Origin of the sequence: Hydrocarboniphaga daqingensis (assembly GCF_900129825.1) — a bacterium.
In the GTDB taxonomy this organism is placed as follows: Bacteria; Pseudomonadota; Gammaproteobacteria; order Nevskiales; family Nevskiaceae; genus Hydrocarboniphaga; species Hydrocarboniphaga daqingensis.
The window spans coordinates 280,676-303,823 of sequence record NZ_FQWZ01000003.1; the positions used below are offsets into that span (position 1 = coordinate 280,676).

The 23,148-nt window shown below is 65.3% G+C and carries 22 protein-coding genes; 15 read left to right on the forward strand and 7 right to left on the reverse strand.

Translation table 11 applies throughout. The features are described from left to right. The first annotated feature begins 57 nt into the window (after positions 1-57). Genes BUB09_RS07250 through BUB09_RS07260 form a run of 3 tightly spaced genes read left to right on the forward strand, consistent with a single transcriptional unit; the run spans position 58 to position 2,152 of the window. Entirely contained in the window at positions 58-984 is a 927-nt protein-coding gene (locus tag BUB09_RS07250) for an ABC transporter ATP-binding protein (protein WP_072896169.1), read from the forward strand. Continuing rightward, positions 981-1,754: an ABC transporter permease gene (locus BUB09_RS07255; protein WP_072896171.1), complete on the forward strand. Its 774-nt coding sequence runs from the start codon at positions 981-983 to the stop codon at positions 1,752-1,754. The genes BUB09_RS07250 and BUB09_RS07255 overlap by 4 nt, the downstream gene beginning before the upstream one ends. Positions 1,755-1,765: 11 nt before the next feature. Beyond that, positions 1,766-2,152: a hypothetical protein gene (locus BUB09_RS07260; RefSeq protein WP_072896172.1), complete on the forward strand. Its 387-nt coding sequence runs from the start codon at positions 1,766-1,768 to the stop codon at positions 2,150-2,152. Positions 2,153-2,176: 24 nt separating this feature from the next. Here the strand turns inward: BUB09_RS07260 and BUB09_RS07265 are convergent, their stop codons facing one another. Continuing rightward, the gene (locus BUB09_RS07265) at positions 2,177-2,665 is read right to left on the reverse strand and encodes an Lrp/AsnC family transcriptional regulator (RefSeq protein WP_072896663.1); all 489 of its coding nucleotides are present in this window, start codon (positions 2,663-2,665) and stop codon (positions 2,177-2,179) included. Positions 2,666-2,769: 104 nt separating this feature from the next. Here BUB09_RS07265 and hppD point away from each other — a divergent pair, with 104 nt between their 5' ends. From hppD to maiA, 5 genes are read left to right on the forward strand one after another with little or no spacing between them, the layout of a single operon-like run. Next, a complete protein-coding gene (gene hppD, locus BUB09_RS07270; protein WP_072896174.1) occupies positions 2,770-3,840 on the forward strand; it encodes a 4-hydroxyphenylpyruvate dioxygenase in 1,071 nt (356 codons plus the stop codon). A gap of 4 nt (positions 3,841-3,844) precedes the next feature. Next, a complete protein-coding gene (phhA, locus tag BUB09_RS07275) occupies positions 3,845-4,780 on the forward strand; it encodes a phenylalanine 4-monooxygenase (RefSeq protein ID WP_072896176.1) in 936 nt (311 codons plus the stop codon). Next, positions 4,777-5,925 carry a homogentisate 1,2-dioxygenase gene (locus tag BUB09_RS07280; protein ID WP_072896178.1) on the forward strand — a complete coding sequence of 383 codons (1,149 nt, stop codon included), beginning with the start codon at positions 4,777-4,779 and terminating at the stop codon, positions 5,923-5,925. The genes phhA and BUB09_RS07280 overlap by 4 nt, the downstream gene beginning before the upstream one ends. Continuing rightward, positions 5,922-6,938 (forward strand): fumarylacetoacetate hydrolase family protein, encoded by a 1,017-nt coding sequence (locus BUB09_RS07285; protein ID WP_072896180.1) that lies wholly within the window; start codon positions 5,922-5,924, stop codon positions 6,936-6,938. Before BUB09_RS07280 ends, BUB09_RS07285 begins: the two co-directional genes overlap by 4 nt. Continuing rightward, positions 6,935-7,606 carry a maleylacetoacetate isomerase gene (maiA, locus tag BUB09_RS07290; RefSeq protein WP_072896665.1) on the forward strand — a complete coding sequence of 224 codons (672 nt, stop codon included), beginning with the start codon at positions 6,935-6,937 and terminating at the stop codon, positions 7,604-7,606. The genes BUB09_RS07285 and maiA overlap by 4 nt, the downstream gene beginning before the upstream one ends. Before the next feature lie 21 nt (positions 7,607-7,627). Here maiA and pdeM read toward each other — a convergent pair whose 3' ends face one another. After that, positions 7,628-8,308 carry a ligase-associated DNA damage response endonuclease PdeM gene (gene pdeM, locus BUB09_RS07295; protein ID WP_072896182.1) on the reverse strand — a complete coding sequence of 227 codons (681 nt, stop codon included), beginning with the start codon at positions 8,306-8,308 and terminating at the stop codon, positions 7,628-7,630. Next, positions 8,301-10,772, reverse strand: a complete 2,472-nt coding sequence (locus BUB09_RS07300) for a ligase-associated DNA damage response DEXH box helicase (protein ID WP_072896184.1) — start codon at positions 10,770-10,772, stop codon at positions 8,301-8,303. The genes pdeM and BUB09_RS07300 overlap by 8 nt, the downstream gene beginning before the upstream one ends. Before the next feature lie 105 nt (positions 10,773-10,877). Here BUB09_RS07300 and BUB09_RS07305 point away from each other — a divergent pair, with 105 nt between their 5' ends. The 3 genes from BUB09_RS07305 to BUB09_RS07315 all read left to right on the forward strand — a co-directional run bounded on the left by BUB09_RS07305 (position 10,878) and on the right by BUB09_RS07315 (position 15,163). Then, a complete protein-coding gene (locus BUB09_RS07305; protein WP_139250167.1) occupies positions 10,878-12,164 on the forward strand; it encodes an adenylate/guanylate cyclase domain-containing protein in 1,287 nt (428 codons plus the stop codon). Positions 12,165-12,354: 190 nt separating this feature from the next. Beyond that, the gene (locus BUB09_RS07310; protein WP_072896187.1) at positions 12,355-14,382 is read left to right on the forward strand and encodes a sensor histidine kinase; all 2,028 of its coding nucleotides are present in this window, start codon (positions 12,355-12,357) and stop codon (positions 14,380-14,382) included. 73 nt (positions 14,383-14,455) lie between these two features. After that, positions 14,456-15,163, forward strand: a complete 708-nt coding sequence (locus tag BUB09_RS07315; protein ID WP_072896188.1) for an ATP-binding response regulator — start codon at positions 14,456-14,458, stop codon at positions 15,161-15,163. A gap of 11 nt (positions 15,164-15,174) precedes the next feature. On the opposite strand, the gene BUB09_RS07320 is transcribed toward BUB09_RS07315, so the two are convergent. Genes BUB09_RS07320 through BUB09_RS07330 form a run of 3 tightly spaced genes read right to left on the reverse strand, consistent with a single transcriptional unit; the run spans position 15,175 to position 19,932 of the window. Then, complete coding sequence (locus BUB09_RS07320) at positions 15,175-17,154, reverse strand: acetyl/propionyl/methylcrotonyl-CoA carboxylase subunit alpha (protein WP_072896190.1); 1,980 nt, start codon at positions 17,152-17,154, stop codon at positions 15,175-15,177. 10 nt (positions 17,155-17,164) lie between these two features. Then, on the reverse strand, positions 17,165-18,769 hold the full coding sequence (locus BUB09_RS07325; protein ID WP_072896192.1) for a carboxyl transferase domain-containing protein: 1,605 nt from the start codon (positions 18,767-18,769) through the stop codon (positions 17,165-17,167). Continuing rightward, a complete protein-coding gene (locus BUB09_RS07330) occupies positions 18,769-19,932 on the reverse strand; it encodes an isovaleryl-CoA dehydrogenase (RefSeq protein WP_072896193.1) in 1,164 nt (387 codons plus the stop codon). Before BUB09_RS07330 ends, BUB09_RS07325 begins: the two co-directional genes overlap by 1 nt. Positions 19,933-20,079: 147 nt before the next feature. Between BUB09_RS07330 and BUB09_RS07335 the strand changes: the two genes are divergently transcribed. The 3 genes from BUB09_RS07335 to BUB09_RS07345 all read left to right on the forward strand — a co-directional run bounded on the left by BUB09_RS07335 (position 20,080) and on the right by BUB09_RS07345 (position 21,630). Further along, positions 20,080-20,694 carry a TetR/AcrR family transcriptional regulator gene (locus BUB09_RS07335; RefSeq protein WP_072896195.1) on the forward strand — a complete coding sequence of 205 codons (615 nt, stop codon included), beginning with the start codon at positions 20,080-20,082 and terminating at the stop codon, positions 20,692-20,694. A 63-nt stretch (positions 20,695-20,757) separates the two neighbouring features. Next, positions 20,758-21,129, forward strand: coding sequence for a nuclear transport factor 2 family protein (locus tag BUB09_RS07340; protein ID WP_072896196.1), 372 nt, complete (start codon positions 20,758-20,760; stop codon positions 21,127-21,129). A gap of 60 nt (positions 21,130-21,189) precedes the next feature. Continuing rightward, on the forward strand, positions 21,190-21,630 hold the full coding sequence (locus tag BUB09_RS07345) for a DUF3291 domain-containing protein (protein ID WP_072896198.1): 441 nt from the start codon (positions 21,190-21,192) through the stop codon (positions 21,628-21,630). A gap of 22 nt (positions 21,631-21,652) precedes the next feature. Here the strand turns inward: BUB09_RS07345 and BUB09_RS07350 are convergent, their stop codons facing one another. Beyond that, positions 21,653-22,201: an NYN domain-containing protein gene (locus BUB09_RS07350; RefSeq protein ID WP_072896200.1), complete on the reverse strand. Its 549-nt coding sequence runs from the start codon at positions 22,199-22,201 to the stop codon at positions 21,653-21,655. A 127-nt stretch (positions 22,202-22,328) separates the two neighbouring features. On the opposite strand from BUB09_RS07350, the gene BUB09_RS07355 reads away from it, so the two are divergent. Then, complete coding sequence (locus BUB09_RS07355) at positions 22,329-23,147, forward strand: enoyl-CoA hydratase-related protein (protein ID WP_072896201.1); 819 nt, start codon at positions 22,329-22,331, stop codon at positions 23,145-23,147. Position 23,148: the final 1 nt, after the last annotated feature.

The window sequence follows — 23,148 nt, forward strand, 5'->3', positions numbered from 1 at the left end:
GATCAGGCATAATCTGTCACGCCGGTCGATGCGCCGTGTCACTTTCGGGAGAACAGCTTGCAGTCGATCATCTCCGTCCAGGCGCTGACCAAGGCCTATGCGTCCGGTCACCAGGCGCTTAAGGGCATCGACCTCGACATTCGTCGCGGCGAAATCTTCGCGCTACTGGGCCCCAACGGCGCTGGAAAAACGACGCTGATCAGCATCATCTGCGGCATCGTCAACCCCAGCAGCGGAGTCGTCCTCGCCGACGGTCACGATATCGTCCGTGACTATCGTGCGGCGCGCAGCAAGATCGGCCTGGTGCCGCAGGAGTTGTCGACCGACTCGTTCGAGACCGTCTGGGCTACGGTCAATTTCAGCCGTGGTTTGTTCGGCAAGCCGGCCAATCCGGCGCTGGTCGAAAAGCTGCTGCGCGAGCTGTCGCTATGGGACAAGCGTGACTCACGGATCATGGCCCTGTCGGGTGGCATGAAGCGCCGCGTGATGATCGCCAAGGCGCTGTCCCATGAACCGCAGATTCTGTTTCTCGACGAGCCGACGGCCGGTGTCGATGTCGAACTACGACGCGACATGTGGGAGATGGTCCATCGTCTGCGCGCCAGCGGCGTGACGATCATCCTGACCACGCACTACATCGAAGAAGCCGAGCAGATGGCCGACCGGATCGGCGTCATCAGCCAGGGCCGCATCATCCTGGTCGAGGAGAAAGCGCGCTTGATGGCACAGCTTGGCAAGAAGCAGCTGAGCCTGCAGTTGCAGTCGCCGCTGGCGGCGATTCCGGAAGAGTTCGCGCAGTACCCGCTGGAGCTGTCGGCCGACGGCCAGACGCTGGTCTATACATTCGATGCGCAAGGCGAGCAGACCGGCATTGCGCCGCTACTGCGCCGGCTCGGTGACCATGGCATCGACTTCAAGAGCCTGTCGTCGAGCGAGAGTTCGCTGGAGGACATTTTCGTCAGTCTGGTGAGGCAGCCCCGATGACATCGCTGGTCAATCTCTACGCGATCCGCGCGATCTATCGCTTCGAAATGGCGCGCACGTTCCGCACCCTGATGCAGAGTATTGCCTCACCGGTGTTGTCGACGTCGCTGTATTTCATCGTATTCGGCGCTGCGATCGGCTCTCGCGTCGGCGCCATCGACGGCATCAGCTACGCCGCCTTCATCATCCCCGGCTTGATCATGCTGTCGCTGCTCAACGAAAGCATCTCCAATGCCTCGTTCGGCATCTACATGCCGCGCTTCAGCGGCACGATCTACGAGGTGCTATCGGCGCCGGTGTCGTACTTCGAGGTGGTTTGCGGCTACGTCGGCGCGGCAGCGTCCAAGTCGCTGATCCTCGGTGTGCTGATCCTGATCACGGCGCGCTTGTTCGTCGATTACAGCGTGATGCATCCGGTCTGGATGCTCGGCTTCCTGCTGCTGACGTCGGTCACCTTCAGCCTGTTCGGCTTCATCATCGGCATCTGGGCTGACGGCTTTGAAAAGCTGCAAGTCGTACCGATGATGATCATCACACCGCTGACCTTCCTCGGCGGCAGCTTCTACTCGATCGGCATGTTGCCGCCGTTTTGGCAGAAGCTGGCGTTGTTCAACCCGGTGGTCTATCTGATCAGCGGGTTCCGCTGGAGCTTTTATGGCGTCGCCGATGTCAGCGTCGGCGTCAGCCTCGGCATGACGCTGCTGTTCATGCTGATCTGCATCGTCGGTATCGCGTGGATCTTCCGCACCGGCTACCGCCTCAAGACTTGATTGGACCCCAGATGATCGAACACAGCCATATCCAGAAGTTCGCCGCGGTCATTGCCGAGGCGGTGTTGACCTACCTCGACTCCGGCGAGCCGCAATGGGTGACCTGGGACGGCTATTCGCACCGCTTCGACTTCACCGTGTTCGCACTCGACGCCGGTGATACGCCGGCGATGCTGATGATCGACGAGAACTGGCCCAAGGCCGTTGGCGATGTTGCCGAGATCATCGACCCGGAGCATCCCGAGTTCGACATCGACGCGCTGCGCAACGCGATCGAGGCGCAGATCATGGACGAGGGTTACGGCGAGCGCCTGCTGAAAGTGTTCCAGGAGCGTCTGGAGCGAATCCGTTCGGGCGAGATCGAAGACGACCAGCCGGACGAGCCCGACGAAACCTGAGCCTGCCGGCCGCCGTACCGGCCGCTACACGACGTAGATGCCCGGCTCGCGCTTCTCGCACTTGAGCACGAAGCTCGACCGCACATCCTTGATGCCGGGCAGCGCCAGCAGATTGCGCGACATCAGCTCGGCATAGGCGTCGAGGTCGCTGGTGACGATATGCAGCAGGTAGTCGACGCTGCCGGTCATCAAGTAGCAGGCGCGCACTTCGGGCAGGCCGCGAATCGCGTCGTGCAGGCGGTCGACGTTGTCCGGTGTCTGCCGTTCCAGGCTGATCTGGACGAAAGCTTCCACGTTCAAGCCCAGCGCCTTGCGCTGCACCATCGTCGTGTAGCCGCCGAGCACACCGCGCTCCTCCAATTGCTTGACGCGACGCAGGCAGGCCGCCGGCGACAGGCCGACCTGCTCGGCCAACGCCAGATTGGAGATCCGCGCGTCGCGTGCCAGCCCGGCCAGGATGCGGTGATCGAGGCGGTCCAGCGTGCTCGCAACAATATTGCTTGTATCGGGCATCGGCATCTTGAATATTGCGTAATCAAGGCGTATCACTGCTGATATAGATAGCACATTGATCGAAGCGCTCCCTAACATTGTCTGCAACAGACAGGAGCTTCGCCATGACGCAGCAGATCGCCAACCCGCTGGGCACCGACGGCTTCGAGTTCGTCGAATTCACCGCCCCCGATGCCGATAGCCTCGCGCCGCTGTTTGCATCGCTCGGCTTCACGCGCGTCGCTGAGCACCGCTCCAAGCGCGTGTCGCTGTATCGCCAGGGCGGCATCAACTTCATCTTGAACGGCGAGCCGGCGTCGCACGCGGCCGGCTTTGCCCGCCACCATGGACCGTCGGCGTGCGCGATGGCGTTCCGCGTCAACGACGCACGCCATGCGTTCGAGCAGGCCTTGCAGCGCGGCGCCACGGCGATCGACGGCCCGGTCGGGCCGATGGAACTGCGGATACCGGCGATCGAAGGCATCGGCGGTGCGCCGCTGTATTTGGTCGATCGTTACGGTCAGGGTGAAGGCGAGCTGTCGATCTACGATGTCGACTTCCGCTACCTGCCCGGTGTCGATCGTCACCCGCACGGTGTCGGCCTGACGCAGATCGATCACCTGACGCACAACGTCGAGCGTGGGCGCATGCAGCACTGGGCCGACTTCTACCAGCGGCTGTTCAACTTCCGCGAAATCCGCCACTTCGATATCGAGGGCCAGCACACGGGCCTGACGTCCAAGGCGATGACCGGCCCCTGCGGCAAGCTGCGTATCCCGATCAACGAGAGCGCCGACGACCGCAGCCAGATCGCCGAATACCTCCAGGCCTATCGCGGCGAGGGCATTCAGCACATCGCACTGGCGACTGACGACATCTGCGCCACCGTCGATCGACTGCGCGCCAATGGCGTGCCGTTTCTGGCGCCGCCACCGGACACCTACTACGAAGCCGTCGACGAGCGTCTGCCGGGGCACGGCGAAGACATCGCCGCGTTGCGTCAGCGTGCGCTGCTGATCGACGGAGCCGGCCCCGGCCGCTTGCTGCTGCAGATCTTCACCGAGACGCAGATCGGCCCGATCTTCTTCGAGATCATCCAGCGCAAGGGCGACGAGGGGTTTGGCGAAGGCAACTTCAAGGCGCTGTTCGAGAGCATGGAACGCGACCAGATTCGTCGCGGCGCGCTGGCTGCGTAACGCCATGGACGCACACGGCGCTCGCGGCAACCCGTTCGAAGTCGCCGGCAGCTGCCAGCTGCGTGGCGACTATCAGCACTGCGGCGCGGACTATCGCGTTGAGCAGGACTACGCCCGGTACACAGCGGCCGATCACGCATTGTGGCGGCGCTTGTATGCGCGCCAAGCGCAGTTGATCGAGCGTTATGCGGCGCCGGCCTTCATCGACGGCGTACGCGCCTTGGACATGGCCGACGCGATTCCGCGTTTTGATCGCGTCAATACGCTGCTGCATCGTGCCACCGGCTGGCAGCTGGTCGCCGTGCCGGGCCTGATTCCGAACGATGTGTTCTTTGGCTATCTGTCGCGGCGTGAGTTTCCGGTCAGCGTCTGGCTGCGCCGCGAAGACGAGTTCGACTACTTGGTCGAGCCCGATATCTTTCACGACTTCTTCGGCCATGTGCCGCTGCTGAGCAACCCGGTGTTTGCCGATTACCTGCAGGCCTACGGCGCGCAGGGACGCATCGCCGTGGACCTGGATGCGGTTGAACCGATGTCGCGCCTGTACTGGTACATGGTCGAGTTCGGCTTGATCCGCACGCCACAGGGCCTGCGCGCATTCGGCGCCGGCATCTTGTCGTCGGGCAGCGAAACGGCTTACTGCATCGAATCGCCTCAGCCGCACCGGATCGCGTTCAATCTGGAGCGTGTGATGCAAACGGCCTACCGGATCGATACGTTTCAGCAGACCTACTTCGTACTCGATCGCTTTGACCAGCTGTTTGAATCGACTCGCGGCGATCTGCGCGAGCGCCTGCTGCGCATCAGTGCCCAGGCACCGATTGCCGCCACACAGGTGCAGGCCGACGATCAGGTGATCAGCCGAGGACAATGGCCGGTCGTAGTCAGTAGTCTCGATTCAGGTCCCATGGTCACTGATCTTCAGGGAGCGCCGCAATGAGCGACCGCAAGTGGATCTACCGTCCGCCCAGCGAGGGCCGCACATCACGCCAGGCGCATGCCGATCTGCCCGACGGATGCTACGAGCGCGAGCTCGGCAAGAACGGCTTCTTCGGCCCGTCGACGCAGATGATGCACACGCATCCGCCGACCGGCTGGACGTCCTGGGAAGGCCCGCTGCGGCCGCGTGCGTTTGATCTGACGCAGTTGCCGGTGCAAGGCGCATCGCCATGGGACGCGGCCAGCGTGCTGCTCAACGCTGCGGTGCAAATGCGTTACTGGCGTTGCACGGCGAGCATGGATCATCTGGTGCGCAATGGCGATGGCGATGAGTTGCTGTTCGTACACGACGGGCAGGCCGAGCTGTTCTGTGACTACGGCCATCTGAGCGTGGTCAGCGGCGACTACGTGGTGCTGCCGCGCGGCACGATGTGGCGCATCGAGTGCGCCGCGCCGATTACGCTGCTGCTGATCGAAGCCACTGGCAGCAGCTATCAGCTGCCCGGCAAGGGCCTGGTCGGCGAGCAGGCGATCTTCGACCCGGCGATGTTCGACTTACCGGCGATCGACGATGCTTTCTGTCGGCAGCGCGCGCTCGTCGGCGACTGGCGGGTGCGGATCAAGCGCCGCAACCAGTTGTCGACCGTGTTGTATCCGTTCAATCCGCTCGATGCCGAAGGCTGGCACGGGACGCTGCACCCGGTGCGGATCAACGTGCGCGACTTGCGGCCGCTGATGTCGCACCGCTATCACTTGCCGCCGTCGGCACACACCACGTTCGTCGCCGACCGCTTCGTTGTCTGCACGTTCGTACCGCGGCCGTTCGAGACCGATCCGGGTGCGCTGAAGGTGCCGTTCTTCCACAACAACGACGACTACGACGAAGTGATCTTCTATCACGCCGGTGACTTCTTCTCGCGCGATGGCATCCATCCCGGCATGGTCACGCTGCATCCCTGTGGCTTCACGCATGGCCCGCATCCGAAGGCCTTGAGCCGGATGTTCCATCAGACCAAGCCTGGCACCGACGAGTATGCGGTGATGATCGACACGCGCGATGCGCTCGACATCGGCGAGCTGGCGATGCAGGTCGAGCGCGCCGACTACCACCAAAGCTGGCGCATGCCGGCGCCGGGTGCGCCGTGAAGCTCGCGACGCTGCGTGACGGCACGCGCGACGGCCGCCTGGTCGTGGTATCGCGTGACTTGAGCGTGTGCATGCCGGCCGCCGTCACCACGTTGCAGCAGGCGCTCGATCAATGGGATCAAGCCGAGCCGCTGCTGCAGCAGCAGTATCAGCGGGTCAATGCCGGCGGCGCGACGTTGGCCGCGTTCGATCCGTGCGCTTGCTTGTCGCCGCTGCCGCGTGCGTATCAGTGGATTGATGGCTCGGCCTACGTCAATCATGTGGAACTGGTGCGCAAGGCGCGCGGCGCCGACATGCCGGCGAGCTTCTGGACCGACCCGCTGATGTACCAGGGCGGCAGCGATGCCTTTCTGGCGCCCCGCGAGCCGATCCCGCTGGCCGATGTCGAGTGGGGCGCCGATTTCGAGGCTGAGATCGCCGTTGTCACAACGGATGTCGCGGCCGGTGCCGACCGTGCGACGGCCCAGCGCAGCATTCGTTTGCTGATGCTGGTCAACGACGTGTCGCTGCGCGGCTTGATCCCGGGTGAGCTGGCCAAGGGCTTTGGATTCTTCCAGTCCAAGCCTTCCTCGGCATTCTCGCCGGTGGCGGTCACGCCCGATGAACTGGGCGCCGCATGGGACGGCGCGCGTCTGCATCGTCCGCTGCTGAGCACGCTCAACGGCCTTGCATTCGGATGCCCAAATGCCGGCGTCGACATGACGTTCGACTTCCCGACATTGATCGCGCACGCGGCACGCACGCGACCCTTGAGCGCCGGCAGCATCGTCGGCAGCGGCACGGTCAGCAATCGCGACGCCGATGGCGGGCCGGGCCGTCCGGTCGCACAGGGCGGTGTTGGCTACAGCTGCATCGCCGAGTTGCGCACCGTCGAGACCTTGCAGACCGGTAAGCCGCAAACGCCGTTTCTGCAGATCGGCGATCGCGTCCGCATCGAGATGGTCGACGAGGACGGCTGCAGCGTATTCGGCGCGATCGACCAATGCGTCGCCGCGCCAGTCGCGTCGTCATGAGCGCCGCCAACGACGCAGCGGATCGGCTGCTGTACGACTACTGGCGTAGCTCGGCCGCATTTCGAGTGCGCATCGCGCTGCGGCTCAAGGGCTTGGACTACGAGCCGCATGCAGTCCATCTGCTGCGCGACGGCGGACAGCAACACGCCGACGCCTATCGAGTGATCAACCCGCAGGGATTGATCCCGGCGCTAAAGATCGATGGTGCGCTGCTGACCCAATCGCTGGCGATCATTGAGTATCTCGACGAGGCCTATCCGCAGCCGCCGCTGTTGCCGGGCAACGCAATGCAGCGCGCGGCGATCCGCTCGCTGTCGCTGCAGATCGCCTGTGATATCCATCCGCTGAACAATCTGCGGGTGCTGAACCGGCTCAAGGCGCAGTTTGGTGCCGCCGAGACGCAGCGGACCGCGTGGATGCAGCACTGGATGCAGCTCGGCTTCGCCGCGCTCGAGCCGCGCCTGTCGGCGATGTCGGACGGTCGCCGCCACTGTGTCGGCGATCAGATCACGATGGCCGATGTCGTGCTAGTGCCGCAGGTGTTCAATGCAAGACGTTTCGATCTGCCGATGGACGCATACCCGACGATCTGCCGCTTGAGCGACGCGGCGATGCAGCTCGACGCGTTCCAGCGCGCTGCGCCGCAGCAGCAGCCCGACGCGGAGTAGCGCGTCGATCGCCACTGGGCGTCAACGTCGCCGATTCGGCAAGGCCATCAAGCGATCCCCGGCGATGCCGATCACGCGATCGCCATCAACAGCCTCGATCGGATGGCCGCCGGTAAATCCGCCGAACGACGGCAGCACCGCATGATCCTGCCGCAGCCAGAAAACCGGCAGCCGCAGCCGGTCGCGGGTGCTCGTCAGGTTCAATACCGGGTGTAGGTGCCCGCCAAGCGCGTAGCCCGTCGTGATCGAACGCGGCGCGGTTGCGTCATGCATCAGCACGAACGGTGGTTCGTCGGCTGGTTCCTCGCGCCAGTTCAGTTGCCATGCGGCGGGCACGCCGTCGATGCGGTCATGGTTGCCGCGCACCACGTCGATCCGCAGTGATGCGTGTTGTCTCCGAAAGCGGTCCATGTCGGCGAACCAAGGCTCGTCGGCGACCAAGCGTGCATGGAACAAGTCGCCGAGCACCAGCAGCCGCTCGGCGCCGTGGTCCAGCAGCAGCGCCGCAAGACGAGCCAGGTCGTCGCCCGTGCTGCCGCTGGGTACGGCGACGCCGGCACGGCGGAACACGCTGTCCTTGCCCAGGTGCACGTCGGCGACGATCAGCGTGCGGCGTCGCGGCCAGTACAGCGCGCGTCGTGCATCGAGCCGTACCGATTCGCCGGCCAGCGCCACGTCCAGCGTCTGCGTTGGATCAAGCACGACTGCTTACGCGGCGGCGGCGCGTCGTCGATGTCGCTGCCGGCTCGGACTGGGCCGCGGCTTCGAGTTCTTCGAGCATCCGCGCGACGCGCTCGCTGACGCCCTCGCTCGATACGCGATGCTGATTGAGTCGGTCGGCCCATAGCGGAAAGCCAAGTGGTGTCAAGCGGTCGACGTCGATCAACCTGATTTGTTCCGACTGCATCTGCTGCAGGCTGTCGCGCAGGCGCTGGTAGTCGAGTTGCTGTTCCAGTGCCTCACGCAGTGCTTGCGCTGTCAGCCGATTGTCCGGGTCGTAGCGCGCCAGCACATCGTAGATCAGGCCGCTCGAGGCCTGGATCTGTTTGACGGTCTTGCCGCCGCTGCCCGGATAGCCGTCAAACACCAGGCCGGCGATCCGTGCGATCTCGCGGAAGCGACGCTTGGCCATCTCGGAAGCGTTGATGCTGGCCGGCAGGTCGTGCTCCAGGCGGTCGGTGCTCAGCAGCGCGCGCAGGCCGTCGGCGTCGAGGTCGGGCAGGGTCCGCGCCAACAGTTCGAAACCGTAGTCGTTGACTGAAAAACTGCAGGTCAGCGGCGCGCGTTGCGCCAGGCGATAGGCCAGCAGCGCCGATAGACCTTCGTGTACATGACGCCCGGCCATCGGATAGACGAACCAATGATGGCCCTCACGCGAACGCATGCGCTCCACCAGCAGCAGGCCCGGTTCCGGCAATGCCGACCAGCGTCGTTGCACGCTCAGCAGCGGCTGCAGCGCGGTAAGTTCAGGCGACGCCGCATCGGTGTGATCGCCCTCGGCCAGCAGTTCGCGGACCACGCCGGCCAGTTCCGACGATAACGGCATGCGTCCGCCCATCCATCGCGGAATCACGCTGCTGCCGGTCGCCGGTTTGACGTAGGCGACCATGTCGCGGACGCGCACCAGCGCAACGCGACGCCCGGCAAAGAAGAACCCATCGCCCGGCTTGAGTCGTGCGACGAAGCTTTCTTCGACGCTGCCCAGTGATGCGCCGCGCTGGTAGCTGACGCGCATCATCGAGTCGGACACGATCGTACCGACCGCCATTCGGTGTCGTCGTGCCAGCGTCGCATCATCCACGTGCAACAGGCCGTCGCGCTCGACCACTTTGCGATATTGCGGATAGGCGGCCAGTGCGCTGCCGCCGCGCATCACGAAGTCCAGCACCCAGGCCCATTCGGCGTCGCCGAGGCCGTGATAGGCATGCGTGCCGTTGATCTCAGCGCGTAGCTGATCGGCGCTCAGGCTCGACGTCAGCGCCAGCGTCACGACATGCTGGGCCAGCACATCCAGGCAGTGCCGCAGCGGCGTTCGGGCTTCGATCAGCCCGGCGCCAGCGGCGCGGCGCGCGGCAGCGAACTCGGCCAGCTCCAGCGCCATCGTCGGGACACAGACGATGCGGCTGGTTTGGCCCGGCTGATGGCCGCTGCGGCCGGCACGTTGTAGCAGACGCGCCACGCCCTTGGGCCCGCCGATCTGGATCACCTGATCCACCGGCGTGAAGTCCACGCCCAGATCGAGGCTCGATGTCGCAACCACCGCGCGCAGCGCTCCGGTCTTGATGCCGGCTTCGACGTCGCGGCGCATTCCGGCGTCCAGCGACCCGTGATGCAAGCCGATCGGCCAGTCTGGCAACGCAGCGCCGATTGCGTCGAACCAGCGCTCGGCTTGTGCGCGCGTGTTGGTGAACACCAGCGAGCTGCACGCCGCATTCAGCGCCTCGATCACCTGCGGTAGTTGCGGCAGGCCCAGATGTCCGGCCCACGGAAAGCGCTGTATCGCCGGTGGCAGCAGCGTTTCGATCACGGTGTGCTTGGGCGAGACACCGGCCACAATCTGGGCCGTTCGATCGACGCCGACCAACACGCGCGCGGCTTGCTCGAGATTGCCGAGCGTTGCCGACAATCCCCAGGTTCGCAATGACGGCGCCAGTGCCCGCAAGCGCGATAGGCACAGTTCCGTCTGCACGCCGCGCTTGCTGCCGAGCAGCTCATGCCATTCATCGATGATCACCGCGTGCAGGCCGGTAAACTGTGGGATCAGGTCGGCGTACGACAGCAGCAGCGATAGCGATTCGGGCGTCGTCACCAGCGCCTGCGGCATCTGCCGGCGCTGCCTGGCGCGGGCGGCGCTGCCGGTGTCGCCGGTACGCAGCTCGACGCTCCAGCCCGCGCCGAGCGCATCACTGGCCTGCTGCAAGCCGGCCGCGGTATCGGCCGCCAGTGCGCGCATCGGCGTGATCCACAGTACCCGCAGCGGCTCGTCGGCACCGCGGGACTGCAACAGTGCGGCGATCCACGCGGCCAGCGTTTTGCCGGCGCCGGTGGGGGCGTGGATCAGGCCCGACTGCCCGGCCGCATAGGCCGCCCAGCACTGACGCTGGAACTCGAATACGCGCCAATTGCGCGCGGCATACCAGGTTTCGACATCGGCGATCGTGGGCATCGCCAAAGTATGCATTGATCCTTCGCACCGCCGCGCTTGCCGCACGGGAGCGCTGGGCTCAACATCGCGCGGTTCTCCACCGACTCTTGCGACGATCCGACGACGATGACGGGCAGTGCCTTTTGGGTTGCCGCGCTGCTGGCCGTTGGCCTGGGTGCGATCTTCGTCTGGGCCGACCGGCGCAGCCCGTCGAGCCGCGCCCTGGCGCTGTGCCTGATCGTGATCGGGGTGCGCCTGGCGCTGGTGCCACTCGAGCACGCGATGGGCCCGAACAGCTTCTGGATCTACCAGATCGGCAGCCGCAGCCTGGAGACGCTGTCGATTCTGGCCGGCATCGAATGGGCACGGCGTGTCGCCGCCGACGCCAGTGCCACGCTCAAGCGGACCGTTGGCGTGCTGTTTCGCGTCTCCCAGGGCATCGCGCTGCTGTACGGCTTGCTGGTGATCGGCTACGTGGTCCTCGCACCCGACCAGGCGGCGGGCGAGGGTACCGGCTGGCTGCGGATGCGCGGTTTGGCTTGGGCGCTGGTGCCGGTGTTGGCGACGGCGATTCTGCTGTCGACGATTGCGCTGGTGATTGTGCGCTTCACGCGCAAGGACCCGGCCGAGTCGGTGCGGCTGCGCGCGCTGATGGTCGCCGCGCCATTTCTGCTGACCGGCTTGGTGGTCAGCCGCGACTGGGTGCCGCTGCTGATCTCGTTCGGCTTGCTGATCTTCCTGTCCGGCGCGGTGCAATACCTGATCATCCAGGGCCAGCGCGGCGCGTCGATGCGGCAGTTCCTGTCGCCGGAGATCGCGCGTCTGCTGTCGACGCAGGGCATGGAGCAAGCGATGCGCCGCGAGCGGCGCCAGATCAGCATCGTCATCTGCGACTTGCGCGGCTTTACCGCCTATGCCCGAGAACACGATTCCGATGGCGTCGTCGGCCTGCTGGAGCGCTATTACCGCGTCGTCGGCGCCGTCAGCCTGCAACATCGCGGCACCGTCAAAGACCATGCCGGTGACGGCGTGCTGATCCTGGTCGGCGCGCCGCTGCCGGATCGCCGCCACGCACTGCATGCAGTGCGGCTCGCAGCCGAGCTGCGCGAGCGCGTCGGTCAGTTTCTGAAGGAAGCCGGAGTCGATCTGGGCATCGGCATCGGCGTGGCCACCGGCGATACGACGATCGGCGCTTTGCGCGGTGCGGGGCGGCTGGAGTATGCCGCCGTCGGCACGGCGGTGAACCTCGCAGCGCGGCTGTGCCAGCGTGCCGCCGACGGCGAGGTGCTGATCGACCAGACCACGTGCACGGCCGTCGCCGACGACCCGCGCTATGCCGTCGACGCACGTGCTCCCGAGGTGATGAAGGGATTCAGCGATGCGGTACCGGTGTTTGCGCTGGCGACCGGCTGATGTTGTTGCATCGCCAGTACAGCCGCACCTGACAATCGGGTCAAGGGACGTTGGCCTGTAGCGGCGACGAACGTATTGCGCACCCGGCGGGAAATCGATCGTTATCTGACGCCGGAATCGACCGTCCGTGCCGATGCGGGCGCGATCGGCGACCGGCCATCGTTGCGCTCCGTCCGTCTGTCTGAAACTGATGAACGTCATCGCGGTTGGCGTTCGGGTTTCCTACGCTAGCGATGTGAACATCACGCTCAATCCCCCGATCGGCGGGCTGCTGATACTGCTCGGTGCGGCTGCGCTGCTGATCGTGCTGGTGATTGTGCTGATGTGGCGAGTCGAGGTTGCGATGCTTCGACGGCGCGTCGCCTACGGCGAGCGTCACCGTCGCGTGCAGGCCGATGCGCTGATCGACAGTGAGGTGATGTTGAGCAGTGTGTTCGATCAGGCACCGCAAGCGATTCTGGTGATCGACCGCAGCGGTCACATCGTCAGAGCCAATGACCACGCGGCCACGATTTTCGCGATACCGCGACCGGCGTTGATCGGCAGCCCGGTCGACAACCTGATACCGGGCCACGCGCTGAGGTCGAGCATCGACCCATCCCTGGCTCAACGCGAAGTGGCGGCGGAGCGTGACCTTCCGGAACGACCGATCTATGCGATGCGCTCGGGCCAGACGTTTCCGATCGAGATTTTCAGCAACTGGATCGAGGTTGGCGGTGAACATCTGCAAGTGATGATGGCAACCGATATCTCGCGCCGCAGCAGCGCCGAACAGGCGCTGCGGGAGAGTGAGCAGCGCTTTCGGACGATCATGGCCAATGCGCCGATCGGCATGGCGCTGATGTCGATCGAGGGCCGTTGGCTGGAGGTCAATCAGGCGATCTGCGACATCACCGGCTATAGCCGCGACGAGTTGTCACAGATGCGTTATCAGGACGGCGCCCATCCCGACGAGCTGGCACTCGATTTGAAGATGCTGGACCGTCTGATGGCAGGTGAAGCGCCCAGCTACCAGAGCGATCGTCGCGTCGTACGCAAGAACGGTGGCTATCTGTGGGTCGTGCTGGCGGTTTCGCTGGTGCGCAGCAACCAGGGCGAGCCGCGCTATTTCATCGTCCAGATGAAAAACGCCGAGGAGCGTCGCAAGGCTGAAATGGCGCTGCGCGATGCGCTGGCGCTGCAGTCGAGCATCGTCAGTTCGGCGCCGACGAGCATCATCACCACCGACGCCAGCGGATTGATCACCAGCATCAACCGCAACGCGCAGCGGCTGCTGCAGTATCGCGAGGCCGAATGCGTCGGTCAGATGAGCCAGGTCGCGTTGCACGATCAGACCGAGTTGTTGCTGCGCTCTCGCTTATTGATGGAGGAAGAAGACATTGAAGTGCTGGGTGACTTCGAAGCGGTCGTCGCCTATGCCAGTCGAGGACGCCAGGACCAGCGTCCTTGGACGTTCATCCGCAAAGACGGTCGCGGCGTGCCGGTGCTGATGTCGATATCGGCGCTGCGAGACGACGTCGGCATCATCACCGGCTACTTGAGCATTGCCACCGATATCTCGGTGCAGAAGCGCCACGAAGTCGAGATGCGGGCCGCGCTGACCGAAAAGGAGACGTTGCTGCGCGAGGTCTACCACCGGGTCAAGAACAATCTGCAGGTGGTCACCAGCCTGTTCAATCTGCAGCTGCGGACCTTGCCGGACAGTCCGGCACGTTCAGCGCTGGCCGATGCGGCCGGACGCGTCCGCGCAATGGCCCTGGTGCACGAAAAGCTCTACCAGTCGCGCAGCTTGGCGGCGATCGATCTGGGCGCGTACCTGTCCGACCTGGTCCAGCGTCTGGCGGTCTCCTCCGGCAGTGTGCAGCGGGGTATCGAGGTCGTCTGCAACAGCCCGCCGATGCCGATCGGCCTGGACACCGCGGTGCCACTGGGTTTGATCGTCAACGAGCTGTTCAGCAATGCGTCCAAGCATGCGTTCGCCAACGGACGCAGCGGGCGCATCGACATCACGGTCGGTGTAACTGACGGTGGCGTCAGGATCGATGTCGTCGACGACGGCATCGGACTGCCGGACGATATCGGCAACCTGGCATCGACATCCCTAGGTTTGAAACTGGTGCGCTCACTGTCGTCTCAGCTGGATGCCAGCTTCGATCTGCAGTCTGGCAGCGGCACCCGCGCCACGCTGGTGCTGCCGGTATCGCGCGTCGTTTCTTGATCCCAGTACGCTGCCGTACTGATAATCTGGACCGTAGACTTCTCCAACCCACCGCAGCGACGGAAGCGCACCTATGGCGGCATTGCTGATAGTCGAGGACGAGGCGATTGTTGCGCTTGATCTCGCGGCGCAGATCCAGGATTTAGGACACAAGGTGCTCGGCATTGCCGACAACGCCGAGGACGCGATCCGCCTCGCGCGCGAAAAACAGCCGGATCTGGTGTTGATGGACGTCGTCATCAAAGGGCCGCGTGACGGCGTCGAAGCGGCACAAGTCATTCAGCGCGACTTGGCGATTCCGGTGGTCTTCCTGACCGCATACAGCGACACGCTGACGGTGGACCGGCTTACCCAGGTCGGACCGTTCGGCTATCTGACCAAGCCGTTCCTGGGTCGCGATCTGAAGGCCGCGATCCAGCTCGCGTCATTCAAGGGTCAGGCCGAAGCGCATCTGCGCGAGGCACACCACTGGCTGGCATCGGCGCTGGGCAGCGTCACTGACGGCATCATCGCCATCGATCCCGATGGACGAGTGCGCTTCGTCAATGCAGCCGCCGAGCAGATCATCGGCTGGCTCAACGACGACGCCGAAGGTCGGCCCTTGTCGCAGGTGCTGCAATTGAAGGAAGCGCTTGAGCCAGGCCCCGAGCGGACCATCGCAACGCTGGTCGACCGCGACGGGGCCTCCCGCCGCATCGAAGTCAGCCGCGCGCCGATTGCCAGCAGCGCCGGACCGGCGCTGGGCACGATGGTGATGCTGCGCGCCTTGGGCAACGACTGACCGCGCGGGATTCAGTCCGGCGTCGACGCCTGCAAGTCCACCAGTTCGACGCCCTCGCGCACCTGTTCACCGACGGCGCAGCGATAGGCGGCAACCACGCCGGCGCGCGGTGCGCAGACGGTCATCTCCATCTTCATCGCTTCCATCACCAGCAAGGCTTGGCCTTGCGTGACGGTTGCGCCCGGCTCGACCAGCAAGCTGATGATCTTGCCGGGCATCGGCGCCAACAGACTGCCGCCCGCTTCGTCGCTGGCAGCGTCGTGCGCCAAGGGATCGTCGTAGCGCAGCCGATACTGGAGGCCGTCGATAAACACGTCGCGCTGCAGACCCTCCGCAACGACGGTCGCAACGCAGGCTCGCTCGCCGAGCCGCAGATTCAGACGGCCATCCGGCTGGCGCGAAACGGTGGCGTCGATGTCATCGATCCGGTAGCGACCGGGCCCGACATAGTCGATCGCGCATGGCACGACCTGCTCGCCGCAGCGGTACGTGAACGACCGGCGCAACGCCCCGTTGAGTCGCCAGCCATCGGCGGCCCAGGGCGTGTCGGTAGTGGCCGCGTGCTCGTCGTCCAGTTGCGCAAGTGCCGCCGCTGCGACGGCGTTCCATGGCACGCGAGCCGGCGCCGCCAGCAGAATCTCGGATTCGCGTTCGATCAAGCCAGTGTCGATCTCGCCACGCCGGAACGCCGGGTGGCCGATCAGCCGCGACAGAAACGCCACGTTATGACCGACCCCGGCGATCTGGGTCTGCGCCAGCGCGGCCAGCATCCGTTGTACGGCCGCGTCGCGCGTCGTATCCCAGACGATTAGCTTGGCCAGCATCGGGTCGTAATGCGGCGTCACCTCGTCGCCGGCTTCGACGCCGCTGTCGAGGCGCAGATGCGGCGACGGCGCCCCGGTTCTAAACCATGACAGCTTGCCGATCGACGGCAGGAAGCCCTTTTCGGGCTCTTCGGCGTACAGCCGCACTTCGATCGCATGGCCGCGCAGCGGTACTTGTGCCTGCGTCAGCGGCAAGGGTTCGCCGGCTGCGATACGCAGTTGCCATTCCACCAAGTCCAGCCCGGTGATCATCTCGGTGACCGGATGCTCGACCTGCAGCCGCGTGTTCATCTCCATGAAGTAGAAGCGGCTGCTGTCGCGACCGTCGGCGATGAACTCGACGGTGCCGGCGCCAACATAGCCGACCGCGCGTGCCGCATCACAAGCCGCTTGGCCCATCGCGCTGCGCTGCGCGTCGCTAATGCCCGGCGCTGGTGCTTCTTCGACGACTTTCTGGTGCCGCCGCTGCGCCGAGCAATCACGCTCGTGCAGGCTGATCGTCTGACCCTGCTGGTCGGCGAACACCTGGATTTCGATGTGTCGCGGCTGCTGCAGATAGCGCTCGATCAGCACGCGCTCGTCACCGAAGCTCGATGCGGCTTCGCGCTGGCAGCTTTGCAGCGCGGCAATGAAGTCGGCAGCGGCGTGGACCACGCGCATGCCCTTGCCACCACCACCGGCCGAGGCCTTGATCAGCACCGGATACCCGATGTGATCGGCTTCGGCCTGCAAGCGCGACGGCTGCTGGTCGTCGCCGTGATAACCCGGCACCAGCGGCACGCCGGCGGCTTGCATCCGCGTCTTGGCGGCCGACTTGCTGCCCATCGCCCGGATCGCGTCCACCGGCGGCCCGATGAACACGATGCCGGCATCGGCGCAGGCCTGCGCGAATGCGGCGTTTTCGCTGAGGAATCCATAGCCGGGGTGGATCGCCTGCGCGCCACTGCGCTGTGCCGCGTCCAGAATACGGTCGATGCGCAGATAACTGTCACGCGCGGCTGCCGGCCCGACGCAATAAGCCTCATCGGCGAGGCGCACGTGGCGCGCCTGCGCATCGGCTTCGGAATACACCGCGACCGTCGCAATGCCAAGGCGGCGACAGGTGGCGATCACGCGGCAGGCGATCTCGCCACGGTTGGCGATCAAAACTTTGTCGAACGGAATCATCGCGGCAGCCTCACATGCGGAACACGCCGAAGCGTGTTGCCTCGATCGGGGCATTGGCAGCGGCGGCCAGCCCCATGCCCAGCATCCGGCGGGTCTGCGCCGGATCCACGATGCCATCGTCCCAGAGCCGCGCGGTCGCGTAATACGGGCTGCCTTGCTGCTCGAACTGCTCGCGCGTCGGCGCCTTGAATGCGGCTTCTTCTTCGGCGCTCCAGGCCTTGCCTTGCGCTTCGAGCGCGTCGCGCCGCACGGTCGCCAGCACGCTGGCGGCTTGTTCTCCACCCATCACCGATATCTTCGAGTTGGGCCAAGCCCATAGGAACCGCGGCCCGTAGGCGCGCCCGCACATGCCGTAGTTGCCGGCACCGTAGGAGCCGCCGATCAGCACCGTGAACTTGGGAACCTGCGCAGTCGCCACCGCGGTGACCATCTTGGCGCCGTGGCGCGCAATGCCCTCGTTTTCGTATTTGCGGCCGACCATGAAGCCGGTGATGTTCTGCAAAAACACCAGCGGAATGCTGCGCTGCGCACACAGCTCGATGAAGTGCGCGGCCTTCTGCGCCGACTCCGAAAACAGCACGCCGTTGTTGGCGACGATGCCGACCGGATAGCCGTAGACCTGGGCAAAGCCGGTCACCAGCGTGGCGCCGAAGCGCGCCTTGAATTCGTCGAAACGCGAGCCGTCGACGATACGGGCGATCACCTCGCGCACGTCATAGGGCTTGCGCGTATCGGCCGGGATCACGCCGTACAACTCGGCAGGGTCGTAGCGCGGCGCTTCAACGCTGCTGGCGATCAGGTGACGTTGTGGTGCACCGAGCCGGCTGATGATGCGACGCACCCGCGCCAGCGCGTGCGCATCGTCGTCGGCCAGGTGATCGGCGACGCCCGACAAGCGCGTATGCACGTCGCCGCCGCCAAGGTCTTCGGCACTGACGATCTCGCCGGTCGCCGCTTTGACCAGCGGCGGCCCGCCCAGAAAGATCGTGCCCTGATCACGGACGATCACGGTCTCGTCCGACATCGCCGGCACATAAGCACCGCCGGCCGTGCACGAGCCCATCACGCAGGCGATCTGCGCGATGCCTTGCGCTGACAGGTTGGCCTGGTTGTAGAAGATGCGGCCGAAGTGATCGCGGTCGGGAAACACCTCGTCCTGCATCGGCAGGAACGCGCCGCCGGAGTCCACCAGATATACGCAAGGCAGCCCGTTTTCGCGTGCGATCTCCTGGGCGCGCAGGTGCTTCTTGACCGTCATCGGGTAGTAGCTGCCGCCTTTGACGGTGGCGTCGTTGCCGACGACCACGCACTCGCGTCCGTGTATGCGGCCGATGCCAGCAACGACGCCGGCACAGGGCACATCACCGCCGTACATGCCGTTGGCAGCCAGTGCCGACAGCTCCATGAACGGCGTGCCGGGGTCGAGCAGCAAGTCGATGCGGTCGCGCACCAGCAGCTTGCCGCGCGCGGTGTGCTTGGCGCGCGCCGCCGCGCTGCCGCCTTGTGCCGCTTCGGCCGTGCGCTGGCGCAGTTCGTCGACCTGCGCCTGCAGCGCCGCGTGATTGAGCCGGTACTCGTCGCTGTTGGTGCGCAGCTTGGACGCGATGACGTCCATCAGCCGAGCTCGTTGTGCAGCTCGCGGCCGATCAGCATGCGGCGGATCTCCGACGTGCCGGCACCGATCTCGTAGAGCTTGGCGTCGCGCCACAAGCGGCCGGTGGCGTAATCGTTGATGTAGCCGTTGCCGCCGAGCGCCTGGATCGCCTGGCCGGCCATCCACGTCGCTTTTTCGGCGCTGTACAGGATCGCGCCAGCGGCATCCTTGCGCGTGGTTTCACCACGATCACAGGCGCGCGCCACCGCGTACACGTACGCGCGGCAGGCGTTGAAGCCGACGTACATGTCGGCCAGCTTGCCCTGCATCAGCTGGAACTCGCCGATCGCCTGGCCGAACTGGCGGCGCTCGCGGGTGTATGGCGCAACGATGTCCATGCAGGCGGCCATTATGCCCAGCGGGCCGCCCGACAGTACGACGCGCTCGTAGTCGAGACCGGACATCAGCACATTGACGCCGCGCCCGACGCTGCCGAGCACGTTCTCGGCGGGCACCTCGCAGTCCTGGAACACCAGCTCGCAGGTGTTGGAGCCGCGCATGCCGAGCTTGTCGAGCTTCTGCGCCGTGCTGAAGCCCTTGAAGCCTTTTTCAATGATGAACGCGGTGATGCCGCGCGGGCCGGCTTCCGGGTCGGTCTTGGCGTAGACGATCAAGGTGTCGGCGTCGGGCCCGTTGGTGATCCACATCTTGTTGCCGTTGAGCCGGTAGTGATCGCCGCGCCGCTCGGCGCGCAGCTTCATGCTGACCACGTCGGAGCCGGCACCCGGCTCGCTCATCGCCAGCGCGCCGACGTGCTCGCCGCTGATCAGCTTGGGCAGATAGCGCTGCTTTTGCTCCGGGCTGCCGTTCTTGTCGAGCTGGTTGACGCACAGGTTGGAGTGCGCGCCGTATGACAGGCCAATCGATGCCGACGCGCGCGAGATTTCTTCCATCGCCACGACATGGGCCAGATAGCCCATCGGCGTGCCGCCGTAGGTTTCGCTCGCGGTCAGGCCGAGCACGCCCAGTTCGCCGAGCTTGCGCCATAGCGGCATCGGGAACGCGTTGTCGCGATCGGTCTGCGCGGCCAGCGGCGCGATCTCGCGCTCGGCAAACTGGCGCACGGCCTCGCGCAGATCGTCGACGTCGCGGCCCAGGTCGAAGTTGAAGGCGCTGCTGAACATGCGGACATCTCCTCGGGTCGGTTCGGCGCGGTCATGGCCGGCGCCATCGAAAGTGAGCCGGCGACTTCGGGTCGCCGCATGGCGGGATGATAGGCGTGGCAACAAAGAAATGAAATAAGATTCACAAAAGGGAAGCGGATTCATTCCATGGCCTACAAACGATCCACGCTGATGCAGGAGCGCCTCGCCGACAACCGCGAGCGCATCCTCAAAGCCGCCCGCGCGCTGGTTGCCGAAGGCGGCTTCCGTCAGGCCTCGGTCACCGCCGTCGCGCAGAGCGCCGGGCTGTCGACCGGCGCGCTGTATCGCTACTTTCCGTCCAAGGCCGAGCTGTTCGTCGAAGTACTCGGCGCCGCCGTAGCGCACGAGGTCGCAATCCTGGGTGACATCGCCCGTGGCGATGGCAGTGCCACCCAGCGGCTGCGCGCTGCGGTCGAGTCGTTCGCGCGGCGCGCGCTGCAGGGCCCGTATCTGGCGTATGCCTTCATCGCCGAGCCAGCCGACCCCGAAGTCGAGGCCGCACGCCTGATCGCGCGTGCGCAGATCGGCGATGTGTTCAAGAAGCTGCTGAAAGACGGCATCGCCAGCGGCGAATTCCCGAAACAGTCGGTCGACATCGGCGCGGCGTGCATCGTCGGCGCGTTCACCGAGGCCTTGGTCCGGCCGGTCGCACCGACTGCCAAGCGCGTCACCGAAGACAAGCTCGTCGAAGGCATCGCCGATTTCTGCTTGCGCGCGGTCGGTGCACGCGTCGGCGGCTGAGCCGTGGGCCTCCGCAGCGCCTGCGTCAATAATGGCGGCACGCCGCTACCGCCCTCGACACCGATGATGACGCCGACCCAGATCGTCCAAGCCCAGCTCGACGCCTACAACGCCAAGGACGTCGACGCCTTGCTGGCCACCTATGCGGAGGAGGCCGAGCACTACGAACTGCACGGTGCCTTGCTGGCGCGGGGTCATGCACAGCTGCGGCAGCGCTTTACGCTGCGTTTCGCTGAACCGGATCTGCATGCCGAGCTGCTGTCGCGCCAAGTGCTCGGTGATGTCGTCGTCGACTTGGAGCGGATCACGCGCAACTTTCCCGATGGACGCGGATCGCTCGACATGCTGTGCATCTACCAGATCGCCAACGGGCGCATCGGCAAGGCCTCGTTCGTTGCAGGAATCCCGCAGATTCCGTCTCCATCGCCGCGCTGAACCGATCCCCACCCTCCGATCGAACCCAGGCTCCATCGTTCCGACTCTTTCGGCACTCGCATGTACGAACTCGCACAACTGAACATCGCCTCGATGAAGGCACCGCTGGAATCGCCGCTGCTGGCCGACTTCGTCGCCAACCTTGACCGTATCAACCAGTTGGCCGAACGCTCGCCGGGCTACGTCTGGCGACTGCAGACCGACGACGGCGACGCCACGGCGCTGCGCCCTTTTGGCGACAGCGTGCTGGTCAACCTGTCGGTGTGGCGCGATCTGGAAGCGCTGAAGGCGTTCGTCTACGACTCCGACCATGTGGCGATCATGCGTCGTCGCCGCGAATGGTTCGACCGGATGCCGCAGGCGTTCCTGGTGCTGTGGTGGGTGCCGCAAGGTCATCGGCCCGATGTCGCCGAGGCGCAAGCGCGCCTGTTGCACTTGCAGCAGCACGGCGCAACGCCGGCTGCGTTTACCTTCCGCGATCCGTTCCTGCCGCCTGCCTGACATCGAGGCGGCGCCGTTGCCATCAGCCGGCGGTGTCGGCGAGCGTGGCGCCATGCGCCAGTTGCTGCCAGGCCGCTGCGGCGGTTTCAGCCAGTGGCGCGTGCAGATCCAGCGCGGCGACGTGAATCTGGTCGGCTGCGACATGGCCTGACAGCAGGCGTGTCGGGTCGTCTATCAGCTTGCGATAGCGGCGCCGATGGTCGCGGTAGCGGTCGCGGCTGATGATGCAGGCGCCGCTGCGGCGTGCATCGCGCAGCATCACGCCGTCGGCACTGCGGCCGGACGGAACTGCGCCGGCCCGGCCCGCGTGTTCATGCAACAGCCGGCCATACAGGTCGCGCTCGTCGACCGGCAGCCGGTGCACCGCACTGGCGTCGAAGTACAGACGGGCATCGATACCAGCGCCGACGCAGTACGCGAGCAAGCTCAGCGGCACACGCAAACTCGGCGGCGCACCACACCAGTAGGCGAGGTTCATCGCATCGATCAGCAGGCCAGCGGCAGCCGGCGCCGTGGCACCCGGCCTGGGTGCGTCGGCATCGGGATCGAGGTCGTTGGGGGGCTGCGGCATCGGGCGTTCTCCAGGCGTGCAGCGTACCCGAGCGACGCCGCCGGACCCGACTCCCACATACGGGTGAGGCAGACTCACCAGCGCGACAACAGACTGCCGTCCATTCCTGAAATGGGTGTGCAAACGCATGTCGGATCAAGATCTGGTGAAGCTCGAACGGCGCGCCGTCGCTGGGGCCGGTGATGGGGCTGCGGCCAATGTCCTGTGGATCACGATCAACCGCGAAGAGCGCCGCAACTCGCTCAACGAGCAGGTGGTTCGCACGATGATCCGGGGCATCGAGCAGGCGATGGCCAGCGGCGATGTTCGCGCGATCGTGCTGACCGGTGCCGGCGACAAGGCGTTCTGCGCTGGCGCCGATCTGGCCAAGAATGCACAGGGCGCGGTGTTTGCCGTCGACTACTCGCAGCCGCGCAGCTATATCGTCGAGCTGTTCAACTGCATGGAAGCCTGCACCTTGCCGATCATCGCGCGCGTCAATGGCGCGGCAATGGCGGGCGGTTTCGGCATCCTGTGTGCCTGCGACATGGCGGTGGCGGCCGACGACATCCGCTTCGGTACCACCGAACCGAAGATCGGCATGACGCCGATGATGATCCTGCCGTACATGCAGCGCTTGCTGCCGCCGCGCCAGCTGCAGGAGATGTGCATCACCGGTGAGGTGTTCGCTGCGCCGCTGCTGCTGGAATGGGGCATCGTCAACTATCTGGTGCCGCGCAGCGAACTGGACAGCAAGCTCGACTGGCTGCTGTCGCGCGTCGTCGACAAGAGTCCGACCGCGCTGCGAATCGGCAAGCAGGCCTTCCACTCGATGCGCGACATGAATCTGCGCCAGGCGCTGGAATACGCACAAGTGATGATCCCGGTGATGGCCAGCACCGAAGACGCTCGCGAAGGCATGGCCTCGTTCCAGCAGAAGCGTTCACCGGTGTGGACGGGTCGCTGAC